The following is a 16735-nucleotide window of genomic DNA, read 5'->3' on the forward strand; positions in this document are numbered from 1 at the left end:
AAATGCGTCTGGGGGAGCTGCCGGCCGCCGGATCCTGGCGCTCCGCGATCACTTCGACCGGTCGGGTCATCGACCCGCTCGACCACGGCGACGAGGGGTTCGCCGGACACGCCGAGTGGCAGAATTCGACCGCCCCGCGGAACCTGACCATCGAGGGCGCGCTGCTCTACCACTCGGTGTCGGCCCTGACCGTTACGCACCTGCGGGCTCACGGCGTGTTCGGCTCGGACGGCTCGGTCCTTCCCAGCCCGCTCTACCACTCCCTGACCTTCGTCCCTTCTGTCTCCTCTCGGCGCGTCTGTCCTGCCTCGCCGGTCTGCCCCGCGTTCCGGTTCGTGGGGTGAGCCGGAGCATTTCCCAGCCGAAAGGTTCAGGTCCCGGGGCGCCCTGCCGATGCACCGCAACGCGTCATGGGAGGAAGGGAGCGGATGGTGGAGACCAGACGGTGGGTCCGGCGAACCGGAATGGGTGTGATGGCGGCGTTGCTGGCCACGACCCCGTTCGGCGCCGGCCCGGCGCAGGCGGCCGAGCCGGCAGTGGAGCTGGCCGGCAACGCCTGGATCGACATCGGTGGGGGCAACGCCGCCATCGCCGCGGTGCGAAGCGCCGCCGGCGGCAAGGTGAAGAACGGAACCGTCGACACGGCATCGCTGACCGGCGCCGGTATCGGCGTCGCTCTGATCGACTCGGGAATCGCCCCGGTGCCCGGCCTGAACCAACCCGGAAAGGTGATCAACGGCCCAGACCTGTCGTTCGAATCGCAGACTCCCGGCCTGCAATACTCCGACACCTACGGGCACGGCACCCACATGGCCGGCATCATCGCCGGCTCCGACCCGGCCGGCGGTTTCGAAGGCGTGGCCCCCGGCGCGCACCTGATCAATGTGAAGACCGCCGCCTACGACGGCGCCGTCGATGTCTCCCAGGTCATCGCGGCCATCGACTGGGTGGTCGCACACCGCAACGATCCGGGCCTCAACATCCGGGTCCTGAACCTGTCGTTCGGCACCGATTCGATCCAACCGTCGCTGATCGACCCGCTGTCGTACGCGGTCGAGACAGCCTGGAAGAAGGGCATCGTCGTGGTTGCCAGCACCGGCAACGACGGCACCGCCCGAGTGACCATGCCCGCGGCCAACCCCTACGTCCTCGCGGTCGGCGCCGCCGACTCGAACGGCACGGAGACCCGCACCGACGACACACTTGCCACGTTCAGCAACCGCGGCACCGTCCTCCGGCACCCCGATCTGATCGCCACCGGCCGGTCCCTGGTGTCGCTGCGGGCACCCGGTTCGTACATCGACACCCAATACCCGGCCGCCCGCGTCGGCGACAAGCTGTTCCGCGGCAGTGGCACCTCGCAGGCTGCCGCAGTGGTCTCCGGATCGGTGGCCCTTCTTCTTCAGCAGCGCCCCGGACTCACTCCTGACCAGGTCAAGCAACTGCTCATCAGGACCGCCGACCCGCTGGCCAAGCCCGACCCGATCGGCTCGGGTGCCGGACAGCTGGACATCGCGGAGGCCGCCACCCTGATCGCACCGTTGAACGCTACGCAGGTGTGGCCGGCCGCGACCGGACTCGGATCGCTGGAGGCCTCCCGGGGCACCAGCCACGTCGCCGACGGTGCAACCGGTGTGGAACTCACCGGTGAACGCGACATCTTCGGCATGCCGTGGGTGCCGGTGACCTGGGTGGTCAACGCCCGCAACGGCAAGGCGTGGACCGGCGGCACCTGGAACGGTTCGGTGTGGTCCGGGTCGTCCTACACCGGCACGTCCTGGGCGTCGAGCACCTGGGCCCTCGCCACCTGGACCGGCAGATCGTGGGCCGGGCGCTCCTGGGCGGGCGACAGCTGGGCCGGCCGCTCCTGGAACGGCGGCACCTGGACCGGCCGCTCCTGGAACGGCGGCACCTGGGCCGGCCGGTCGTGGGCGGGCCGAAGCTGGGCCTGACCAAGGCACCACCGCGCACGTTCGCTCAACCTCGGCGCAACACAGCCGACATGGAGGACGAACAGCCGGGAGGGGAGGAACATGCCAAGCGAGGGAGCTCGTACACCCCGCGCCCGTGTCCTCGCCCTCTCGGCGGCGCTGGCCGTCGTAGTCGTGCTCGTGCAGGCGGCGACGTGGCGGCTGATCGGGCCGCCCCCGCCGCACGGCGCGAGTCCGGTGCTGCTCGGCGTCCTGGCAGTGCTGTTCGCCCTGGCTGAGCGGTTCACCGTCAAGTTCCCGGTCCGCCGGGGTGCGCACACGATGAGCCTGAGCGAGATTCCGCTGGTCCTCAGCTTCCTCATGATCCATCCAGCGCTGCTGGTGCTGGTGCGGCTGATCGGCGGGCTCGCCGGGCTGACCGTGCTCCGAGGCCAGCGGGGCAGCAAGCTCGTCTTCAACACGGCCCTCTACCTGACCCAGGCCACCATGGCCGCCACGGTCTTCCACCTGCTCGGCGGCGCCGCCGACCCGTACGGGCCCCTCGGATGGGCGGCGGCGTTCGCCGCGACCTTCGTCGCCGACCTGGTCTCGATCGTGCTGATCAGCGCGGTCATCGCGCTGCACGACGACAGCCGGGAATGGCGCCGGCTGATGAGCGCCGACGTCAAAGAACTCCTGCAGATGCCACTGGTCGCGGTCTCCACCACGCTCGCGCTCGTGACCGCTCTGCTGGTTCGCCAGCAGATCTGGGCCGGCTTGCTGCTGGGCGTGCTGGTCTTCGCCGCCTACCGGGTCTTCGACCGCTACGCCCAGCAGACCCGAACCCACCAGCAGGTCGAGGACCTCTACCGGTTCACTAGCTCGCTGGACGGCCTCACCGATGCCCGAGAGGTGGCCCGCACCGTACTCGGCCAGGCCCGCGACGTGGTCCGCGCGGAGGAGGCCGCTCTGATCGTCCCGCAGGACGGCCGACTGGTCCGGATGCGCCTGCACGGCCGCGAACAGTTCGACATCACGCCGATCAGCGGTGGTCCTGACATCAGCGGCCCTTTCCCCGGACCCGGTGCCGAGCCGATCCTCAGAGGTGTCGGTGCCGAGCCCGTTTCGGCTGGTGTCGGGCCGGTCTCGGGGGGCGAATGGTGGCAGCCTGCCCGCTCGGGTACGCCGGTGCTGCTGCCCGACTCGATTGCGGTGCCGGTACGTCTCGGCGACTTGACGGGCGTCCTCTACCTCGTCGAGGGCATGGCCGACACTCCCGAATTCAGCGACGACCACCTGCGCCTGCTTCAGACGATGGCGTCTCATGCCGGCGGCGCTCTGTCCGAGGCGCGGCTGCTGGAGCGGCTGCGGCACACCGCCGCGCACGACCCGCTCACCGGGCTGCCCAATCGGCAAAGCTACCTGGCCGACCTCCAGCAGGCCACCGATGCCGCCGTCGCCGACAACAGGACGGTCGGGGTCCTGCTCCTCGACCTGGACCGCTTCAAGGATGTCAACGACGGCCTCGGCCATGACACCGGCGACGACCTGCTGCGCCAGATCGGCCATCGTCTGCAGGACCGTTACGGCCACCTCGGCATGGTCTCCCGCTTCGGCGGCGACGAATTCGCCCTGATCATCCGGGACGCCGGCAGCCAGGAGGCGATCGTCGCGCTCGCCGAGGACGTCCGCCGTACCGTCGAACTGCCCGCCCCGGTCGGTGACCTCGAACTGGACGTGCAGGTCAGCATCGGCGTCTGCGTCGCTCCAGAACACGGCGTCGACGCCGACCGCCTGCTGCGTCGCGCCGACCTCGCCATGTACGCCGCCAAGGACTCCCGCTGTGGTGTTCGCGTCTACCGCCCGGAGGACGACCACGACACTGCGCGCCGCCTCGCCCTGATGGCCGGACTCCGCGTCGCCGTCGACGCGGGCACGCTGACCGTCGTCTACCAGCCGAAGGTCGACCCGACCACCGGCCGGGTCCTCGGCGCCGAGGCACTCGTCCGCTGGCAGCACGACGGCCGGCCGGTCCCGCCGGACGAGTTCATCCCCCTCGCCGAGCAGGCTCGCCTGATCGAGCCACTGACCCGCCACGTGCTCGACACGGCACTCGCCGACTGTGCGACCTGGCGGGGACTGGGCCACGAACTGTCGGTCGCGGTCAACCTGTCGCCGGACATGCTCACCGACGCGGCCCTGACCGGCCGGGTCGAACAGGCCCTGCACCGGCACGGGCTGCCCGCGGCCGCACTGACCCTGGAGATCACCGAAAACGCCTTGATGGCCGACCCGACCAACGCCCGGCGCACCCTCGACGCCCTGCACGGCCTCGGCGTGAAGCTCTCCATCGACGACTTCGGCACCGGCCATTCGTCGTTGGGGCGGCTCGCGCACCTGCCCATCCACGAGGTGAAGATCGACAAGAGTTTCGTACGACATATCGTCACCGACCGTTCCCGGCGTGCTGTCACCGACGCTGCTCTGCAACTGGCGCATGCCCTGGACCTGACCGTCGTCGCCGAAGGTGTCGAGGAGCAGGACGAGCTCGACTACCTACGCCGGCACGGCTGCCACGCGATCCAGGGATATCTGATCTCCAAGCCGATCCCTCCCGTCGAGTTCCTCACCTGGCTGACCACCACCCGGGCCGGAGGGCGGCTGTCGGTTTGAAGCACGCCGTCCTGTTCTTCGCGGCACTGGTCGGCTCGGTCAGCGCCTACCTCTACGGCATGTGGGTGAGCCACCTGCTCGACCTGCGGGCACTCAGCGAATACTGCTCGGGGAAGCCGCTGGGCCACCCGTCATCCAGCTGGTCGTGGGTGCCGCTCTCGCACCGGTGTCACTGGGCCGACGGCACCTACACCGAGTTGGTCCCGGTGCATGTCAACGTCCTCGCGTTCGGTCTCCTGGCCGTGGTGGCCGGCTGTTACCTGCGGGTGATCTGGTCAGCGGGATCGGTAATGCTGCGCCGCCAGGGCCGCGGCGCAAGCGAGCGTCGCCAGACCGAATCCGGAGGCGACGAAGACGTCGACGCCCAGGCTGGACGTGATGCCATTGGCGGCGAGGCAGACGATCAGCAGCGCCCAGAGCGCCGGCCGTAGCCAGGTGCGGGTCTCATCCATGCCGGCCACGTTATGAGCCGCCGGTGGGCTCCGACCATCCCGCCAGAGTTACTCTCCGAGGTATAGCCTGCGCTACTGCCGCGGCCGTTGCGGCGGCCTATCGTTCGTCGCATGCCGCAGGAGAACTGGCGCCGACTACGCGCCGCCGTCGATGCCCTCGAGCGTGTCGTCGGTGGTCTGGGCACCGCCCTGCTCGCTCTCGGCGCCTTGATCTGGGCGGCCGTGGTGGCGGCGCTGAGCCTGGTCGGTGTCGGTCTGCCGTTGGTTCCGACGGTGTTCCGGGTCGCCCGAATGGTTGCCGACCGTGAGCGCGCCCGGCTCAGCAGGTGGGGTCCCGCGCTGGTCGGTCCGCCGCCGCTGCCCGCCGGTCTGCGCGAGGCGCTGCGCGATCAGGGCGTGCGTCGTGAGCTGGCCTGGCTGACCTGGCACGGCACCGTCGGGTTCATGCTCGGCGCCATCGGCATCAGCCTTCCCGTCTACGCGGTGGAGGACGTCACCTTTCCGCTGTGGTTCTGGGCGATCGACCCCGAGCTGGGCGCACCCGGCATGGTCTGGTGGCGGGTCGACGACCTGACCGGCGCATTGGGCGTCGCCTTGGTCGGTGTCGGGTTCGCCGTCGTGGCCGTGCTCCTCGGGCCGAGGATCGCTCGGCTCCAGGCGCTGCCCGGCCGACGGCTGCTTCCGCCGGCCGGTGATGTCGACCTGTCCCGTCGGGTGGCCGAGCTGACCGCCACCCGAGCGGCGGCCCTCGACGCGCACGCTGTCGAGCTGCGTCGCATCGAGCGTTCTCTGCACGACGGCACACAGAATCGCCTGGTCGCTCTCAATGTGCTGATCGGTGCGGCCCGCCGGGCCCAGACCCGTAACCCGGACGCGGTCGCCGACATCCTCGACCGCGCACAGGAGGCCACCGAGCAGGCACTCGCCGAGCTACGGACGGTGGTGCGCGGCATCCTTCCGCCGGTGCTCGACGACCGCGGCTTGACCGGGGCCCTGGCCGGGCTGGCCGGCAGTTGCGCGGTGCCGTGCGAAATCGATGTGGACGTGCCCGGCCGGTGCGCCGTGTCGGTCGAGGCGACCGCCTACTTCGTGGTCGCCGAGGCACTCACCAACGTGGTGAAACACAGCGCCGCCACCGCTGTGACGGTGACCGTGCGTCGCGGCGGCGACCGGTTGCGCCTGCGGGTCAGCGACGACGGCAAGGGTGGTGCTGACGAGACCGGCGGCTCCGGTCTGGGCGGCATTCGTAGACGTGTCGAGGCCTACGATGGCCGCTTCCTGATCTCCAGCCCCTCTGGTGGGCCGACGACGTTGGATGTGGAGCTGCCGTGCGGATCGTGATCGCCGAGGATGATGCCCTGCTGCGTGAGGGCCTGGCCCTGCTGCTTCGGGCCGAGGGACTGGACGTCGTCGCCACCACCGACTCGCCGGGCCCGTTCCTGACATCTGTCGGCGAGCACCGACCCGATGTGGCGATCGTCGACGTCCGCATGCCGCCGACCCACACCGACGAGGGCATAGTCGCCGCGGTCGAGGCCCGCCGCCGACAGCCCGGCCTGGCCGTTCTCGTTCTCTCCGCCTACGTGGAGCAGGCGTTCGCCACCGATCTGCTGGCGAACGGTTCAGCAGGACTCGGCTACCTGCTCAAGGAACGTGTCGGTCGGGTCGAGGAGTTCCTCGACGCGCTGCACCGAGTGGCCGACGGAGGCACCGCCATCGACCCGGAAGTGGTCGGCCAGCTACTGGCCCGCTCCCGGCCCGACGACACGCTCGCCTCCCTCAGCGCACGGGAGCGTGAGGTGCTCGCACTGATGGCCGAGGGACTGGGCAACTCGGCCATCGCCGAGCGGCTCTTCGTCACCGACGGCGCCGTCCACAAACACATCCGCAGCATCTTCGCCAAACTCGGGCTCGCTCCCGACGACCGTGCCGATCGGAGGGTGACCGCCGTGCTGCGCTACCTCGAGAAGTAGTGCCTGCTGTACCGGTGTTGGGCAGTTCGCTTCATTTTGTGCGACTGCCCGAGACAACAGACTTCTCCGCGGAACCGAAAACATACGGAGAGGCCAGCGAATGTCCGTCCACACCGAGCCCGCGGTACGCGTCACCGGGCTCACTCGCACCTATCACGCCGACGGCGAACCGGTGCACGCGCTCGCCGGAGTCGAGGCGGCATTCCATCGCGGCACCTTCACCGCGATCATGGGGCCGTCCGGGTCCGGGAAAAGCACGTTACTGCAGGCCGCGGCCGGCCTGGACCGGCCGACCGAGGGCAGCGTGTGGATCGGCGGGACCGAGCTGTCCCAGCTTTCCGAGACCAGGCTGACCGAGTTGCGCCGGAGCCGGATCGGGTTCGTCTTCCAGGCGTTCAACCTGATCGGCGCACTCACCGTCGAGGAGAACATCCTGCTGCCGTTGCGCCTGGCCGGCGTCCGCCCCGACCGGGCCTGGATCACCCAGGTCGTCGAACGGGTCGGTCTCGGTCACCGACTGCGGCACCGACCGTCGGCACTCTCCGGTGGCCAGCAGCAGCGCGTCGCGATCGCCCGTGCGCTCGCCTCCCGGCCCGAAGTGATCTTCTGTGACGAGCCGACCGGAGCACTCGACACGAACACGGCCGCCGAGGTGATGATCCTGCTGCGCGGCATCGTCGACGAGCACGGCCAGACCGTCGTCATGGTTACTCACGACCCGGTGGCGGCCTCCTACGCGGACCGGGTGCTGGTGCTCGCCGACGGGCGGATCGTGCACGACATCCCACAGCCCGGCGCCGACCGGATCGCCGAGCACCTCGCCGCCCTCGGCCGTAGCCGGGCGGTGATCCGATGATCTCGCTCGCCGCCCGGATGCTGCGTCACCGTCCCGGCTCGTCCGTCGCCACACTTCTGGCGCTGGCCCTGGGCGCCCTGATCCTCACCGCCATGGGCACGCTCGTCGAATCCGGATTGCGGTACCACCCTGCTCCGGCTCGCTATGCGGCCGCCGATCTCGTCATCGCCCAGCCCGAAACCACTTTCACCAGCCGGGAGTTCGACGGGGAGATCTATCGCAGCAGCGTCGCGCTGCCCGAGGGCGGCACCGTGCCCGCCGAACTCGCCGGCCGACTTCGGAACATCGAGGGCGTCGCGAGGGTCGCGGTCGACGAGAACATCCCGGTCCACACCACCACTGGGTCACCCCTGTCGGGCCGTGGGTGGGCAAGTTCGGTGCTCACCCCGTTCGCGCTGGTGGACGGCCAGGCGCCAGCCCGCGACGACGAGGTGGTCCTCGGTAACACCCAGGGCACGCCCGCCAACCCGGACACAGCTCCCGGCCCGGAAAGCGGGGCCGGGCTGGGCACCGGGCCGGTTCGGGTCGGTGAGCAGGTCCGATTGGTCGTCGGGGGAGTGCTTCGGACGTATCGGATCAGTGGTCTGGCCCGAGGGAACGATGGCGCGGCGGTGTTCTTCACTGACGCGCACGCTGCGGATCTCGCGCCGCATCGCGGGGCGGTCAGTGCTGTTGGGGTGGTCGCCGCTCCCGGCACCGACCTGGGCCGACTCGGTGAGCGGGTGAACCAGGTCGTCGGGGCGGCCCGGGTGTCGAGCGATTCGGCATCCGAGGACATCGGGGCGCCGAGTGGTCGCGCATCCGAGGGCACCGGGGCGCCGAGTGGTCCCGCGTCAGAGGACATCGGCGTGCCGCGAGGACAGATGTCCGAGGACCTTCAGGTGTTGAGCCGTGCGGATAGCGGGCGTGCCGAACGGTCGGCAGATCAAGCCGCCGCGGGACTGCTGATCCAGGTCGGGGCGTCGTTCGGCGGTTACGTGATTCTGCTGGTCGTTTTCGTGGTCGCGGCGACCATCGGCCTCAGCGTGCGCCACCGCCGCCGTGATCTGGCCTTGGTGCGGGCCGTCGCGGCCACACCGGGCCAGGTGCGCCGCATGATCATGATGGAGTCCGCGCTGCTCGCGCTGGTGGCCTCGGCAGTCGGAGTCCCGGTGGGTCTGGTGACTACGCACTGGCTGACCGGCGAAATCACCGGCCGGGGGTTCGTTCCTGTCGGCTTCCCGATGTCGCCGGGTGTGATCGCGGGGGCGGCGGCCGCAGCGGTAATCCTGGTCTCGGCAGTGCTCGCCGGGCTGCTGGCCGCGCGGCGGATCAGCGGCATCAAGCCGGCTGAAGCCCTGAGCGAGGTGGCGGCCGAACCGGCGCCCGCCGGACGGGCTCGATGGATCAGCGGGCTGTCGGCGCTGGCGGCCGCTGGATCCACGGCGTTCGCAGCGGTCGCCGCCAGCGGTCAGACCGCTCTCGGAGCCGCGTTGGGGATGCTGTACCTGTTCGTCCTCGCGGTTGCTCTGCTGGCGCCGTGGATCAACGCCGCGACTTCGCGGGCGCTCGCTTCACCACTGCGGATGGTGTTCGGGACCAGCGGCTATCTGGCTGCGGCCAATCTGCGTGCCAACGCGCGAGGTGCGGCCACTGTCCTGACTTCGCTGGTTCTAGCGGTCGGGTTCGGTGGGTCGGTGTGGTTCCTGCAGAACAACCTGGAGCGTCAGGCGGTCGCGCAGAGCCGGTCCGGGCTGCTCGCTACGCGAGCGCTGGTCGCCGGCGTGGGCCTGTCCGACTCCGCGGTGGTCGAGGTTCGTGCGATTCCGGGGGTACGCGCGGCGACTCCCGTCCGGCACACCAGCGTCGTCGTCTCCCTGATGGGCGACGGCGAGACGATCGGCGCGCGGGCGGTGGACCCGGCCGGGCTGGCGGCGACGCTCGATCTCGGGGTGGCCGAGGGTAGCCTCGCCGACCTGCACGACGGGACCGTGGCGGTGTCGCGGACGCACGCCTCGACGTTCGGCTGGGAGCTGGGCGAGAAGGTCGCGTTGCGGCTCGGTGACGGCACACCGGTCGACGTCCGGATCGCCGCGATCTACGAGCGCGGTCTCGGCTTCGGGGATGTGGTCCTGCCCCGGACCACCGTGGCGGGACACACTGCGACGAACCTCGACGATCAGATCTTGATCAGCGCCTCGCCGTCCGCTGATGCCGCGTTGCGCGAGATGGCGGCGGCCCATCCGGGAAGCGCTCTGGTCGACACCGCTGCCCTGACCGGTGGTCTCGCGAAGGACCTGGCGCTCAGCGCCTGGCTCAATCGATTGCTGATCGCCGTGATGGTCGGATACACCGTGGTCGCAGCAGCCAACACGATGGTCATGGCCGCCCTGGCGCGGCGCCGCGAGATCGCCGTGTTGCGGCTGACCGGCGTGACGCGGCGCCAGATCAAACTCATGATCAACGCGGAACAGGTCGGACTGCTCGGTGTCGCGGTTCTGCTCGGTGGGGCGATCGCAGCACTCACCCTGAGCAGCGTGGTGCGCGCGCTCACCGGAAGTGTCGTGCCCTACGTGCCGCCGATGGGCCTGGTCGCCGTCCTCGGTGGCACGGCATTCCTGGCTCTCGCGACGACGATCCTTCCGATCGCCCGCCTGCTCCGTGTGCCGCCGGTCGAGCACATCGGAATGAAGGAGTAGCAGTTCGCATGACCGCTTCGTCCTACGCAACGAACTTGATGGATCCGTGCGCCGGCCGTCCGTCGGCGAGCAACTGTGCGGAGGTGGGTGGGTCAAGCGGTGAGGACTCGTTTGTGCAGGGCGGTCACCGTGGCTCGGGCGGAGAGGAAGGCTCCGTGTTGCCACGCGACGGCCTGAGAAAGCCAGTCGCCGGCGAAATAGACTCGGCCGGCCGGCTTCAGGAGCAGACGGAAGGCGGTGCTGTCGTTCCACGGCGCGTAGTTCCAGGCGGCCTCCAGGTGGGGCGTGCGGTTCCAGGCGACCGAGAAGGACGAGGCCAGCTCAGTGCGGTACTTGGCGCCGTGGATCTTCGCGCCCTGGGTGAGAGCTCGGGCGGTTCGCTCGGCCGGAGACAGGGAGCCGTAGGACTCGGCCGTCTCACCGAAGTTGTAGTAGCCGACCAGCAGGCCGCGTGGGGCATGGAAGTCATGCGACGGGTACCAGATCTGGCCGATGTCGAGGTCGGTCTGGGTGCTGCCGCCGTAGATCCGCAGGTCCGTCTCCCACCAGCGGCTCCGGTACTCCAGACCGATCTTGCCGGCGGCGAAGGGGAGGAACGCGGCGAGGGCCGCGGTGATGTCCGGCCCCAGGTTGTGCGGGACGCGAGTCATCACGTTCGGCGGGAGGGCGACGATGCAGAAGTCCGCGGTGATCGACTGGTCCCGGCCGTCCTGGCGGTAGCCGACCGTCACGTCGGAGGCCCGAGTGGTGATCTTGGTGACCTGGGCGCCGAGGCGTACCCGCCGCGGTCCGATCTTCGTGGTGAGAGCGGCGGCGATCCGGTCCATGCCGCCGACCGGCTGGAACATCATCATCGCCTGGTCGTAGCCGAATTCGAAGCTGAGATACCGGCCGACCTCACTGGCGAAGACGTCGGACAGCGACGCCGGTCCGGGCAGCGGCGTGCCATGGTCCTCGCCCGCGCCGGGGTACGGGGAGAAGCCCCGCCTGGTGGACCCGACATAATCGTGTTCGGCCCCGATGTCGCCGAAGTCCTCCAGGAAGGACAGCAGCCGGGCCTTGTCCTCGGCGGTCAGTACGGTGTCGAGCGCGCCCTGGTCGGTGGCCTTGGCGAGCAGCTCGGAGACGTACCCGTAGACGTCGGCCTTCGCGGTCCGGAATCGGACCGGAGCTCCGGCCGCCTCGTTGTAGATCAGCGTGTCGGCGTTGGCGTTGACGAATGGCTGGATCGGTACGCCCAGTTCGCGACAGTAATCGAGGGTGACCATCCACTGCGCGATCCGGGCCGGACCGGCGTTCAGATAGGTGCCGGAGGAGAAGTCGGCCCGCTGGGTGTGGCCGTCGAGGTCGGTCTCGGTGCGGCCACCACGGATCGTCAGGTTTCGGCCGCCTGCCACGTCGCGGGCTTCCAGGATCGTGCAGTCGTAGCCGGCTTTGCCCAGTTCGTAGGCTGCTGTGAGGCCGGCGATGCCGCCGCCCAGGATGACGACCCGGCGTGCTGCGCGGCCGGTCAGATGGAAGTCGGCCTGTCGCGGCGCGTTGAACTCAGGGGTCGGGGTGCGGGCCGGGGCCTGTCCGAGCGCACCCATCGTGGCGAAGAGGGCGCCGGCGCCACCAGTGACACCGACCGAGGTGAGAAAGCGACGGCGTGTGAGTTCCCCGTTACTCATCGTCTGAGCCTTGCGCTGACGAATAACACAGACGTCTATCAATTGTTGCGGCTTGGTAACCGGCGGATCCGGAAGCGGCGACAGTCGATATCCGAGAGGTATTAAAAGGGGCGAAATGGGGAGGGGTTGCGGAATCGATGAAGCGAGGCGGCCACAAAGTACGAGCGGAGAAGCGCGAGCGCGGAGGGTCGGTTGGGTGGGGTAGCGAGATTCATGCCCGGTATGTCAAGTTAAAGCCCCGCTGAACGTTTCGAGGAGCTTCCATGCCGCCCGGCGACCTCCAGACCGATCGACCACATTCCGCACGGATCTACGACTACCTGCTCGGCGGTAAGGACAACTTCGAGGCCGACCGGCGGGTGGCCGAGGAGATCCTGAAACACACACCGGCGCTGCCGATCTCGATGCGGGCCAATCGTAGGTTCATGGCGAAGGTCGTCGGGTTCCTGGCCGACCGCGGGATCAGGCAGTTCCTCGATGTCGGCACCGGGCTGCCCACCTCGCCCAATCTGCACGAGGTCGTCCAGCGGATGGTTCCGGAGGCGACTGTCGTCTACGTGGACAACGACCCGCTCGTCCTCAGCCATGCCCGGGCGCTGCTCACCCCGGTGGGCACCGGTGCGGTCTCCTACCTGGACGCCGATCTGCGGCAGCCGGAGTCGATTCTGCGGGACGACGCTGTGGTCAAGGGCTTCGACCTGACCCGGCCGGTTGCGCTCACGATCATCGCGGTGCTCCAACATGTGATCGACGACGACCAGGCGCGCGCCATCATCGGACAGCTGATGGCGCCGCTTCCGGCCGGGAGTGCGCTGGCGCTGTCGGCGGTCACGGTCGAGAACGATCCGGCGGGCGCGGGGACGGTTCGGACCTACAACCAGAACGGGGTGCCGGTGATCGCCCGCACCCGCGAGGGGGTCGAGGCGCTGTTCAGCGGGTTCGACCTGGTGGAGCCGGGTGTGGTCCCGGTGCACCATTGGAAACCGGTCGCCGCCGACAAGGGCGTCGACGACGCGGCCGTTTACATGTACGGGGGAGTGGCCCTCAAATGAGACGCGGGTCGATCATCGTCATGCCCGCGACGGTGGCCTGGTCGAAGACCGGCAGCAGGGTGGCCGCCTCGGTCAGGCCGATGGTCCGCTCGATCAGGCGTTGGGGCTCCAGACGACCCGCGGCGATGAGCGCCATCATCTCCGGATAGTCGGCCGCCGCCATCCCGTGGCTGCCGAGGACATCGAGTTCCCAGCCGATCACCCGGGCCATCGGTACGCGGGGATGCCCGTCGACCGGCGGCAGGAGCCCGACCTGCACATGCCGACCCCGGCGGCGCAGGCTCAGGATCGCGTCGGCGCAGGTCTGTTCCCCACCGACCGCGTCGACGGAGACGTCGCCGCCACCGCCGGTGAGTTCGGCGACAGCGTCCGACACGCCGAAAACCGGCGTGAGAGGAAGGCCCCCGGCGGTGGGCGCGGCGATGTTCGGCGCGAGAGGAAGGCCCCCGGCGGTGGGCACGGCGATGCCTGGGGCCAGAGCGGAGGCCCCGGCGGTGGGCGTGGCGGTGTCCGGCGTGAGAGCAGAGGCACCGAAGGCGGGCGCGGCGATGCCGGAGGTCAGGGCGGAGGCCCCGGCGGTGGGCGTGGCGGTGCCTGGGGTCAGAGCAGGGGCGCCGGCGGCGGGTGTGGCTGCGGTGAGGGAGAAGGGTGAGGCCTCGCCGGTCGGCGAGGTGAGCAGGGTGTACTCCGCCCCGAGGCCGGCCGCGACGGCGAGAGCGGCCGGGTTGCGGTCCACGGCGATCACCCGGGCGCCCAGGGCGCGGGCGATCATCACCGAGCTCAATCCGACGCCGCCGGCGCCGATGACGGTCACCCATTCGCCTGCGGTGACATTCGCGCGGTGGGCGAGCGCCCGATACGCCGTGGCGAACCGGCACCCCAGCCCGGCCGCCGCCTCGAAGCCGACCCGATCCGGAACGGCCACGAGATTAGTGTCGGCAGCGTGCAGAAGGACCTGTTCAGCAAACGACCCCCAGTGTGTGAAACCAGGTTGCTGCTGCTCGGGACACACCTGCGCCTGCCCGCTCAGACACCACGAACAGCGCCCGCACCCACAGACGAACGGAACCGTCACCCGATCCCCGACCGCCCACCGGGAGACGCCCGCACCGACCGCCGACACCACCCCGGCCAGTTCGTGCCCGGGCACGTGCGGCAACGTGATCTCGTCATGACCGGCCCAGGCATGCCAGTCGCTGCGGCACAGCCCGGTCGCCATCACCCGGACCACCACCCCACCCGGCGGCGGCGTCGGGTCCGGCACCTCCCGAACCTCGGGCTGACCCTCGATCGCATCGAACACCACGGCACGCATCGACACATCCTCTCAGCCGCCACCGTCGCCGCATGCCGATTCCCTACCGGCAACCGACCGAAGACGATCACCAGCTGATCGAGCCGTCCGTACCGTCGTCGACGCCGACCCCGACGGTCCGAGTGACCTGCTAATTCGCTGGTGCCAGGCGCCGTGGGTGGGCGAGGATCCGCCGGTGACGAATGCTCCTGAGGGATTCACCTACCGGATACGCAAGAACGGCGACGTGGAGATGCTGCACCACGGCCGCCCGGCCGGACTGTTGCGCGGCGCGAAGGCGGCCCGGTTCCTGGCCGACGTCGACAATGAGGACCCGCAGGAGCTGATGGCCCGCCTGACCGGCAATTATCGGCACGGCAATGAGCGCACCGCGAAGAACCATCCACGTAACCGCCGCTGACCGGTCACTCCGCAGAGCCGGGCGGCACCGAAGGGTGAGGCGACGAGGGGATCGGCGGCGTCGAGTAGTGGTTGCTGGTGACCGTCGCGCTCGTACCATCGCCGATTTGGACGTTTCCGCTGCTGCGGAGGTTCTTGATGGTGATCCGGTCGGGCGGTGCCTCGTCCGGGGGCCGTTGGCGCAGTGCCAGGACCGCGGTCGTCCCCAGCGTGGCCAGAGCGAGTAGGAAGCTGCCGATACTCGCCCACTGATCGGCGTCGCTGAGCGAGTCACGGGTCCCGAAGAAGACCCCGGCGGACACGAACGCCACCGCGAAACCACCAGCGGCCAGCCACATCCTCACCGCCACCACCCCCAGCCGAGCTCATCCTCCGAAGGTGGAGCCGGTGGTTGGGCCGGGCGGGAAGCCGAGGGTGGAGCCGGTGGTTGGGCCGGGCGGGAAGCCGAGGGTGGAGCCGGTGGTTGGGCCGGGCGGGAAGCCGAGGGTGGAGCCGGTGGTTCGGCCGGACGGGAGGCCGAAGGCGGAATAGGTGGTTGGGCCGGGCGGGAGGCCGAGGGTGGAGCCGGTGGTCGGGGCGGGCGGGAGGCCGAGGGTGGAGCCGGTGTTTGGGCCGGGCGGGAGACCGAAGGTGGAGCCGGTGGTTCGGGCGGCCGGGAAGCGGCATCCGCAAGATCGGCGCGATGCTCGGTGAGCCGATCGGTGAGCGAGTCGGCGAGGTTCAACCGTGCCGTGGTCAGGTCGAGTTCGGCGTGCAGTCGATTGCCGGTACCGATCATGATGCTGGTCATGTCGTCGACCGTCGACATCCCGAACAGCCCCAGCAGGGTCGCCGGTTGCCGGGGCAGCCCGTCGGCGTACCCCAGCAGGTTGTCGTCCGTCGCATCCGCGGCGGCGCCGACCAGGTCGCAGAGGAACTCGGCGAGCACACCCGGATCCGGATCCGTCCCGGCGACGACGCCGACATACCGGGCGGCCAGTTCCTCGCTGTCGGCGAGCAGCGCTCCGGCCGGGATCACCGTGCGCTCGACGACGTAGTGCGAGTCGAGCCGGGTCATCGCGTCGTCCCCGAGTTGCACCGACTCGCAGTCGTAGATCTCCGCGGTGCAGTCCGCCCGAAGGCGCCGCGAGGCCTGCACCGGTCCCTTCTCCTCCGGCCGCTCGACCAGCCGTCGCAGGACCGATCGCAGGGCACGTACCACCCGGGTGTTGTCCTTCCCCGGTTCGGCTTTCGCGAGAATCCGAGCGACCTGCCGGGACCGCAGCGCGTCGTCGTCGGCGATCACCGCCTGCCGGATGTGGACGTGGTCGACCTGGGTGAGCTCGCAGTCGTTCCCGACGACGACCGCCGTCGAGTTGCGCGCGTGCACGGTGTGCGCCGGGAACATCAGCCCGAGCCCCCGGGTGTTGATCTCGCCGTGCGCGTGCGTGGCGACCTGCAGTCTCCCCACCCCGTGGTAGTCCGGCCGCACCTCGTCGGCGCGTGCCGCGCCGGGCCACCGCCGCGGGTAGACCCGATCCGGCCGGCTCTCCACCTCCAACCCGCGGGTTTCGACGACCCGGTCCAGCGGAAAGCCGGACTCGGGGTCGGGCTCCGGGTCGCGGGGCCGCAGCAGCCAGGCGGCCAGGGAGCTGCCGAGCCCGGTCGCCCGGGGCACCGGTTGGTTGCGCAGCAGGTAGCCGCCGAGCGAGTCGGCCGGGACCTGGTCGGTCAGGGGTTGTGCTGGGGGACTCGACACCGGTCGGGACTCGCGTTGC

The 16735-nt window shown here is 70.0% G+C and carries 14 protein-coding genes; 10 read left to right on the top strand and 4 right to left on the bottom strand.

Annotated features, from left to right (window positions below; translation table 11 throughout):
• The first annotated feature begins 2 nt into the window (after nucleotides 1-2).
• The 8 genes from Q0Z83_RS09205 (at nucleotide 3) to Q0Z83_RS09240 (ending at nucleotide 10542) form a co-directional block, all read left to right on the top strand.
• Nucleotides 3-344 (top strand): hypothetical protein, encoded by a 342-nt coding sequence (locus tag Q0Z83_RS09205; protein WP_317793406.1) that lies wholly within the window; start codon nucleotides 3-5, stop codon nucleotides 342-344.
• Between the two features lie 87 nt (nucleotides 345-431).
• The gene (locus Q0Z83_RS09210; protein WP_317793407.1) at nucleotides 432-1952 is read left to right on the top strand and encodes a S8 family serine peptidase; all 1521 of its coding nucleotides are present in this window, start codon (nucleotides 432-434) and stop codon (nucleotides 1950-1952) included.
• 81 nt (nucleotides 1953-2033) lie between these two features.
• On the top strand, nucleotides 2034-4583 hold the full coding sequence (locus Q0Z83_RS09215) for a putative bifunctional diguanylate cyclase/phosphodiesterase (protein ID WP_317793408.1): 2550 nt from the start codon (nucleotides 2034-2036) through the stop codon (nucleotides 4581-4583).
• Nucleotides 4580-5014, top strand: a complete 435-nt coding sequence (locus tag Q0Z83_RS09220; RefSeq protein WP_317793409.1) for a hypothetical protein — start codon at nucleotides 4580-4582, stop codon at nucleotides 5012-5014. Before Q0Z83_RS09215 ends, Q0Z83_RS09220 begins: the two co-directional genes overlap by 4 nt.
• A gap of 132 nt (nucleotides 5015-5146) precedes the next feature.
• On the top strand, nucleotides 5147-6376 hold the full coding sequence (locus Q0Z83_RS09225; protein WP_317793410.1) for a sensor histidine kinase: 1230 nt from the start codon (nucleotides 5147-5149) through the stop codon (nucleotides 6374-6376).
• The gene (locus tag Q0Z83_RS09230; RefSeq protein WP_317793411.1) at nucleotides 6364-7008 is read left to right on the top strand and encodes a response regulator transcription factor; all 645 of its coding nucleotides are present in this window, start codon (nucleotides 6364-6366) and stop codon (nucleotides 7006-7008) included. The genes Q0Z83_RS09225 and Q0Z83_RS09230 overlap by 13 nt, the downstream gene beginning before the upstream one ends.
• 100 nt (nucleotides 7009-7108) lie before the next feature.
• A complete protein-coding gene (locus Q0Z83_RS09235; protein WP_317793412.1) occupies nucleotides 7109-7864 on the top strand; it encodes an ABC transporter ATP-binding protein in 756 nt (251 codons plus the stop codon).
• Complete coding sequence (locus Q0Z83_RS09240) at nucleotides 7861-10542, top strand: FtsX-like permease family protein (RefSeq protein WP_317793413.1); 2682 nt, start codon at nucleotides 7861-7863, stop codon at nucleotides 10540-10542. Before Q0Z83_RS09235 ends, Q0Z83_RS09240 begins: the two co-directional genes overlap by 4 nt.
• Before the next feature lie 92 nt (nucleotides 10543-10634).
• Here the strand turns inward: Q0Z83_RS09240 and Q0Z83_RS09245 are convergent, their stop codons facing one another.
• On the bottom strand, nucleotides 10635-12212 hold the full coding sequence (locus Q0Z83_RS09245) for a flavin monoamine oxidase family protein (RefSeq protein WP_317793414.1): 1578 nt from the start codon (nucleotides 12210-12212) through the stop codon (nucleotides 10635-10637).
• A gap of 263 nt (nucleotides 12213-12475) precedes the next feature.
• Between Q0Z83_RS09245 and Q0Z83_RS09250 the strand changes: the two genes are divergently transcribed.
• Nucleotides 12476-13264 carry an SAM-dependent methyltransferase gene (locus tag Q0Z83_RS09250; RefSeq protein WP_317793415.1) on the top strand — a complete coding sequence of 263 codons (789 nt, stop codon included), beginning with the start codon at nucleotides 12476-12478 and terminating at the stop codon, nucleotides 13262-13264.
• Here Q0Z83_RS09250 and Q0Z83_RS09255 read toward each other — a convergent pair.
• Nucleotides 13257-14579: an alcohol dehydrogenase catalytic domain-containing protein gene (locus Q0Z83_RS09255; protein WP_317793416.1), complete on the bottom strand. Its 1323-nt coding sequence runs from the start codon at nucleotides 14577-14579 to the stop codon at nucleotides 13257-13259. The two genes, Q0Z83_RS09250 and Q0Z83_RS09255, sit on opposite strands and share 8 nt — an antisense overlap.
• A 175-nt stretch (nucleotides 14580-14754) precedes the next feature.
• Between Q0Z83_RS09255 and Q0Z83_RS09260 the strand changes: the two genes are divergently transcribed.
• The gene (locus Q0Z83_RS09260) at nucleotides 14755-14979 is read left to right on the top strand and encodes a hypothetical protein (RefSeq protein WP_317793418.1); all 225 of its coding nucleotides are present in this window, start codon (nucleotides 14755-14757) and stop codon (nucleotides 14977-14979) included.
• Between the two features lie 4 nt (nucleotides 14980-14983).
• On the opposite strand, the gene Q0Z83_RS09265 is transcribed toward Q0Z83_RS09260, so the two are convergent.
• Together Q0Z83_RS09265 and Q0Z83_RS09270 are read right to left on the bottom strand one after the other, a co-directional pair.
• Nucleotides 14984-15322, bottom strand: a complete 339-nt coding sequence (locus Q0Z83_RS09265) for a hypothetical protein (RefSeq protein ID WP_317793419.1) — start codon at nucleotides 15320-15322, stop codon at nucleotides 14984-14986.
• Nucleotides 15319-16716, bottom strand: a complete 1398-nt coding sequence (locus Q0Z83_RS09270; protein ID WP_317793420.1) for a hypothetical protein — start codon at nucleotides 16714-16716, stop codon at nucleotides 15319-15321. The genes Q0Z83_RS09265 and Q0Z83_RS09270 overlap by 4 nt, the downstream gene beginning before the upstream one ends.
• Nucleotides 16717-16735 lie beyond the last annotated feature (19 nt).

The sequence above is a fragment of the Actinoplanes sichuanensis genome (assembly GCF_033097365.1).
Taxonomy (GTDB): domain Bacteria; phylum Actinomycetota; class Actinomycetes; order Mycobacteriales; family Micromonosporaceae; genus Actinoplanes; species Actinoplanes sichuanensis.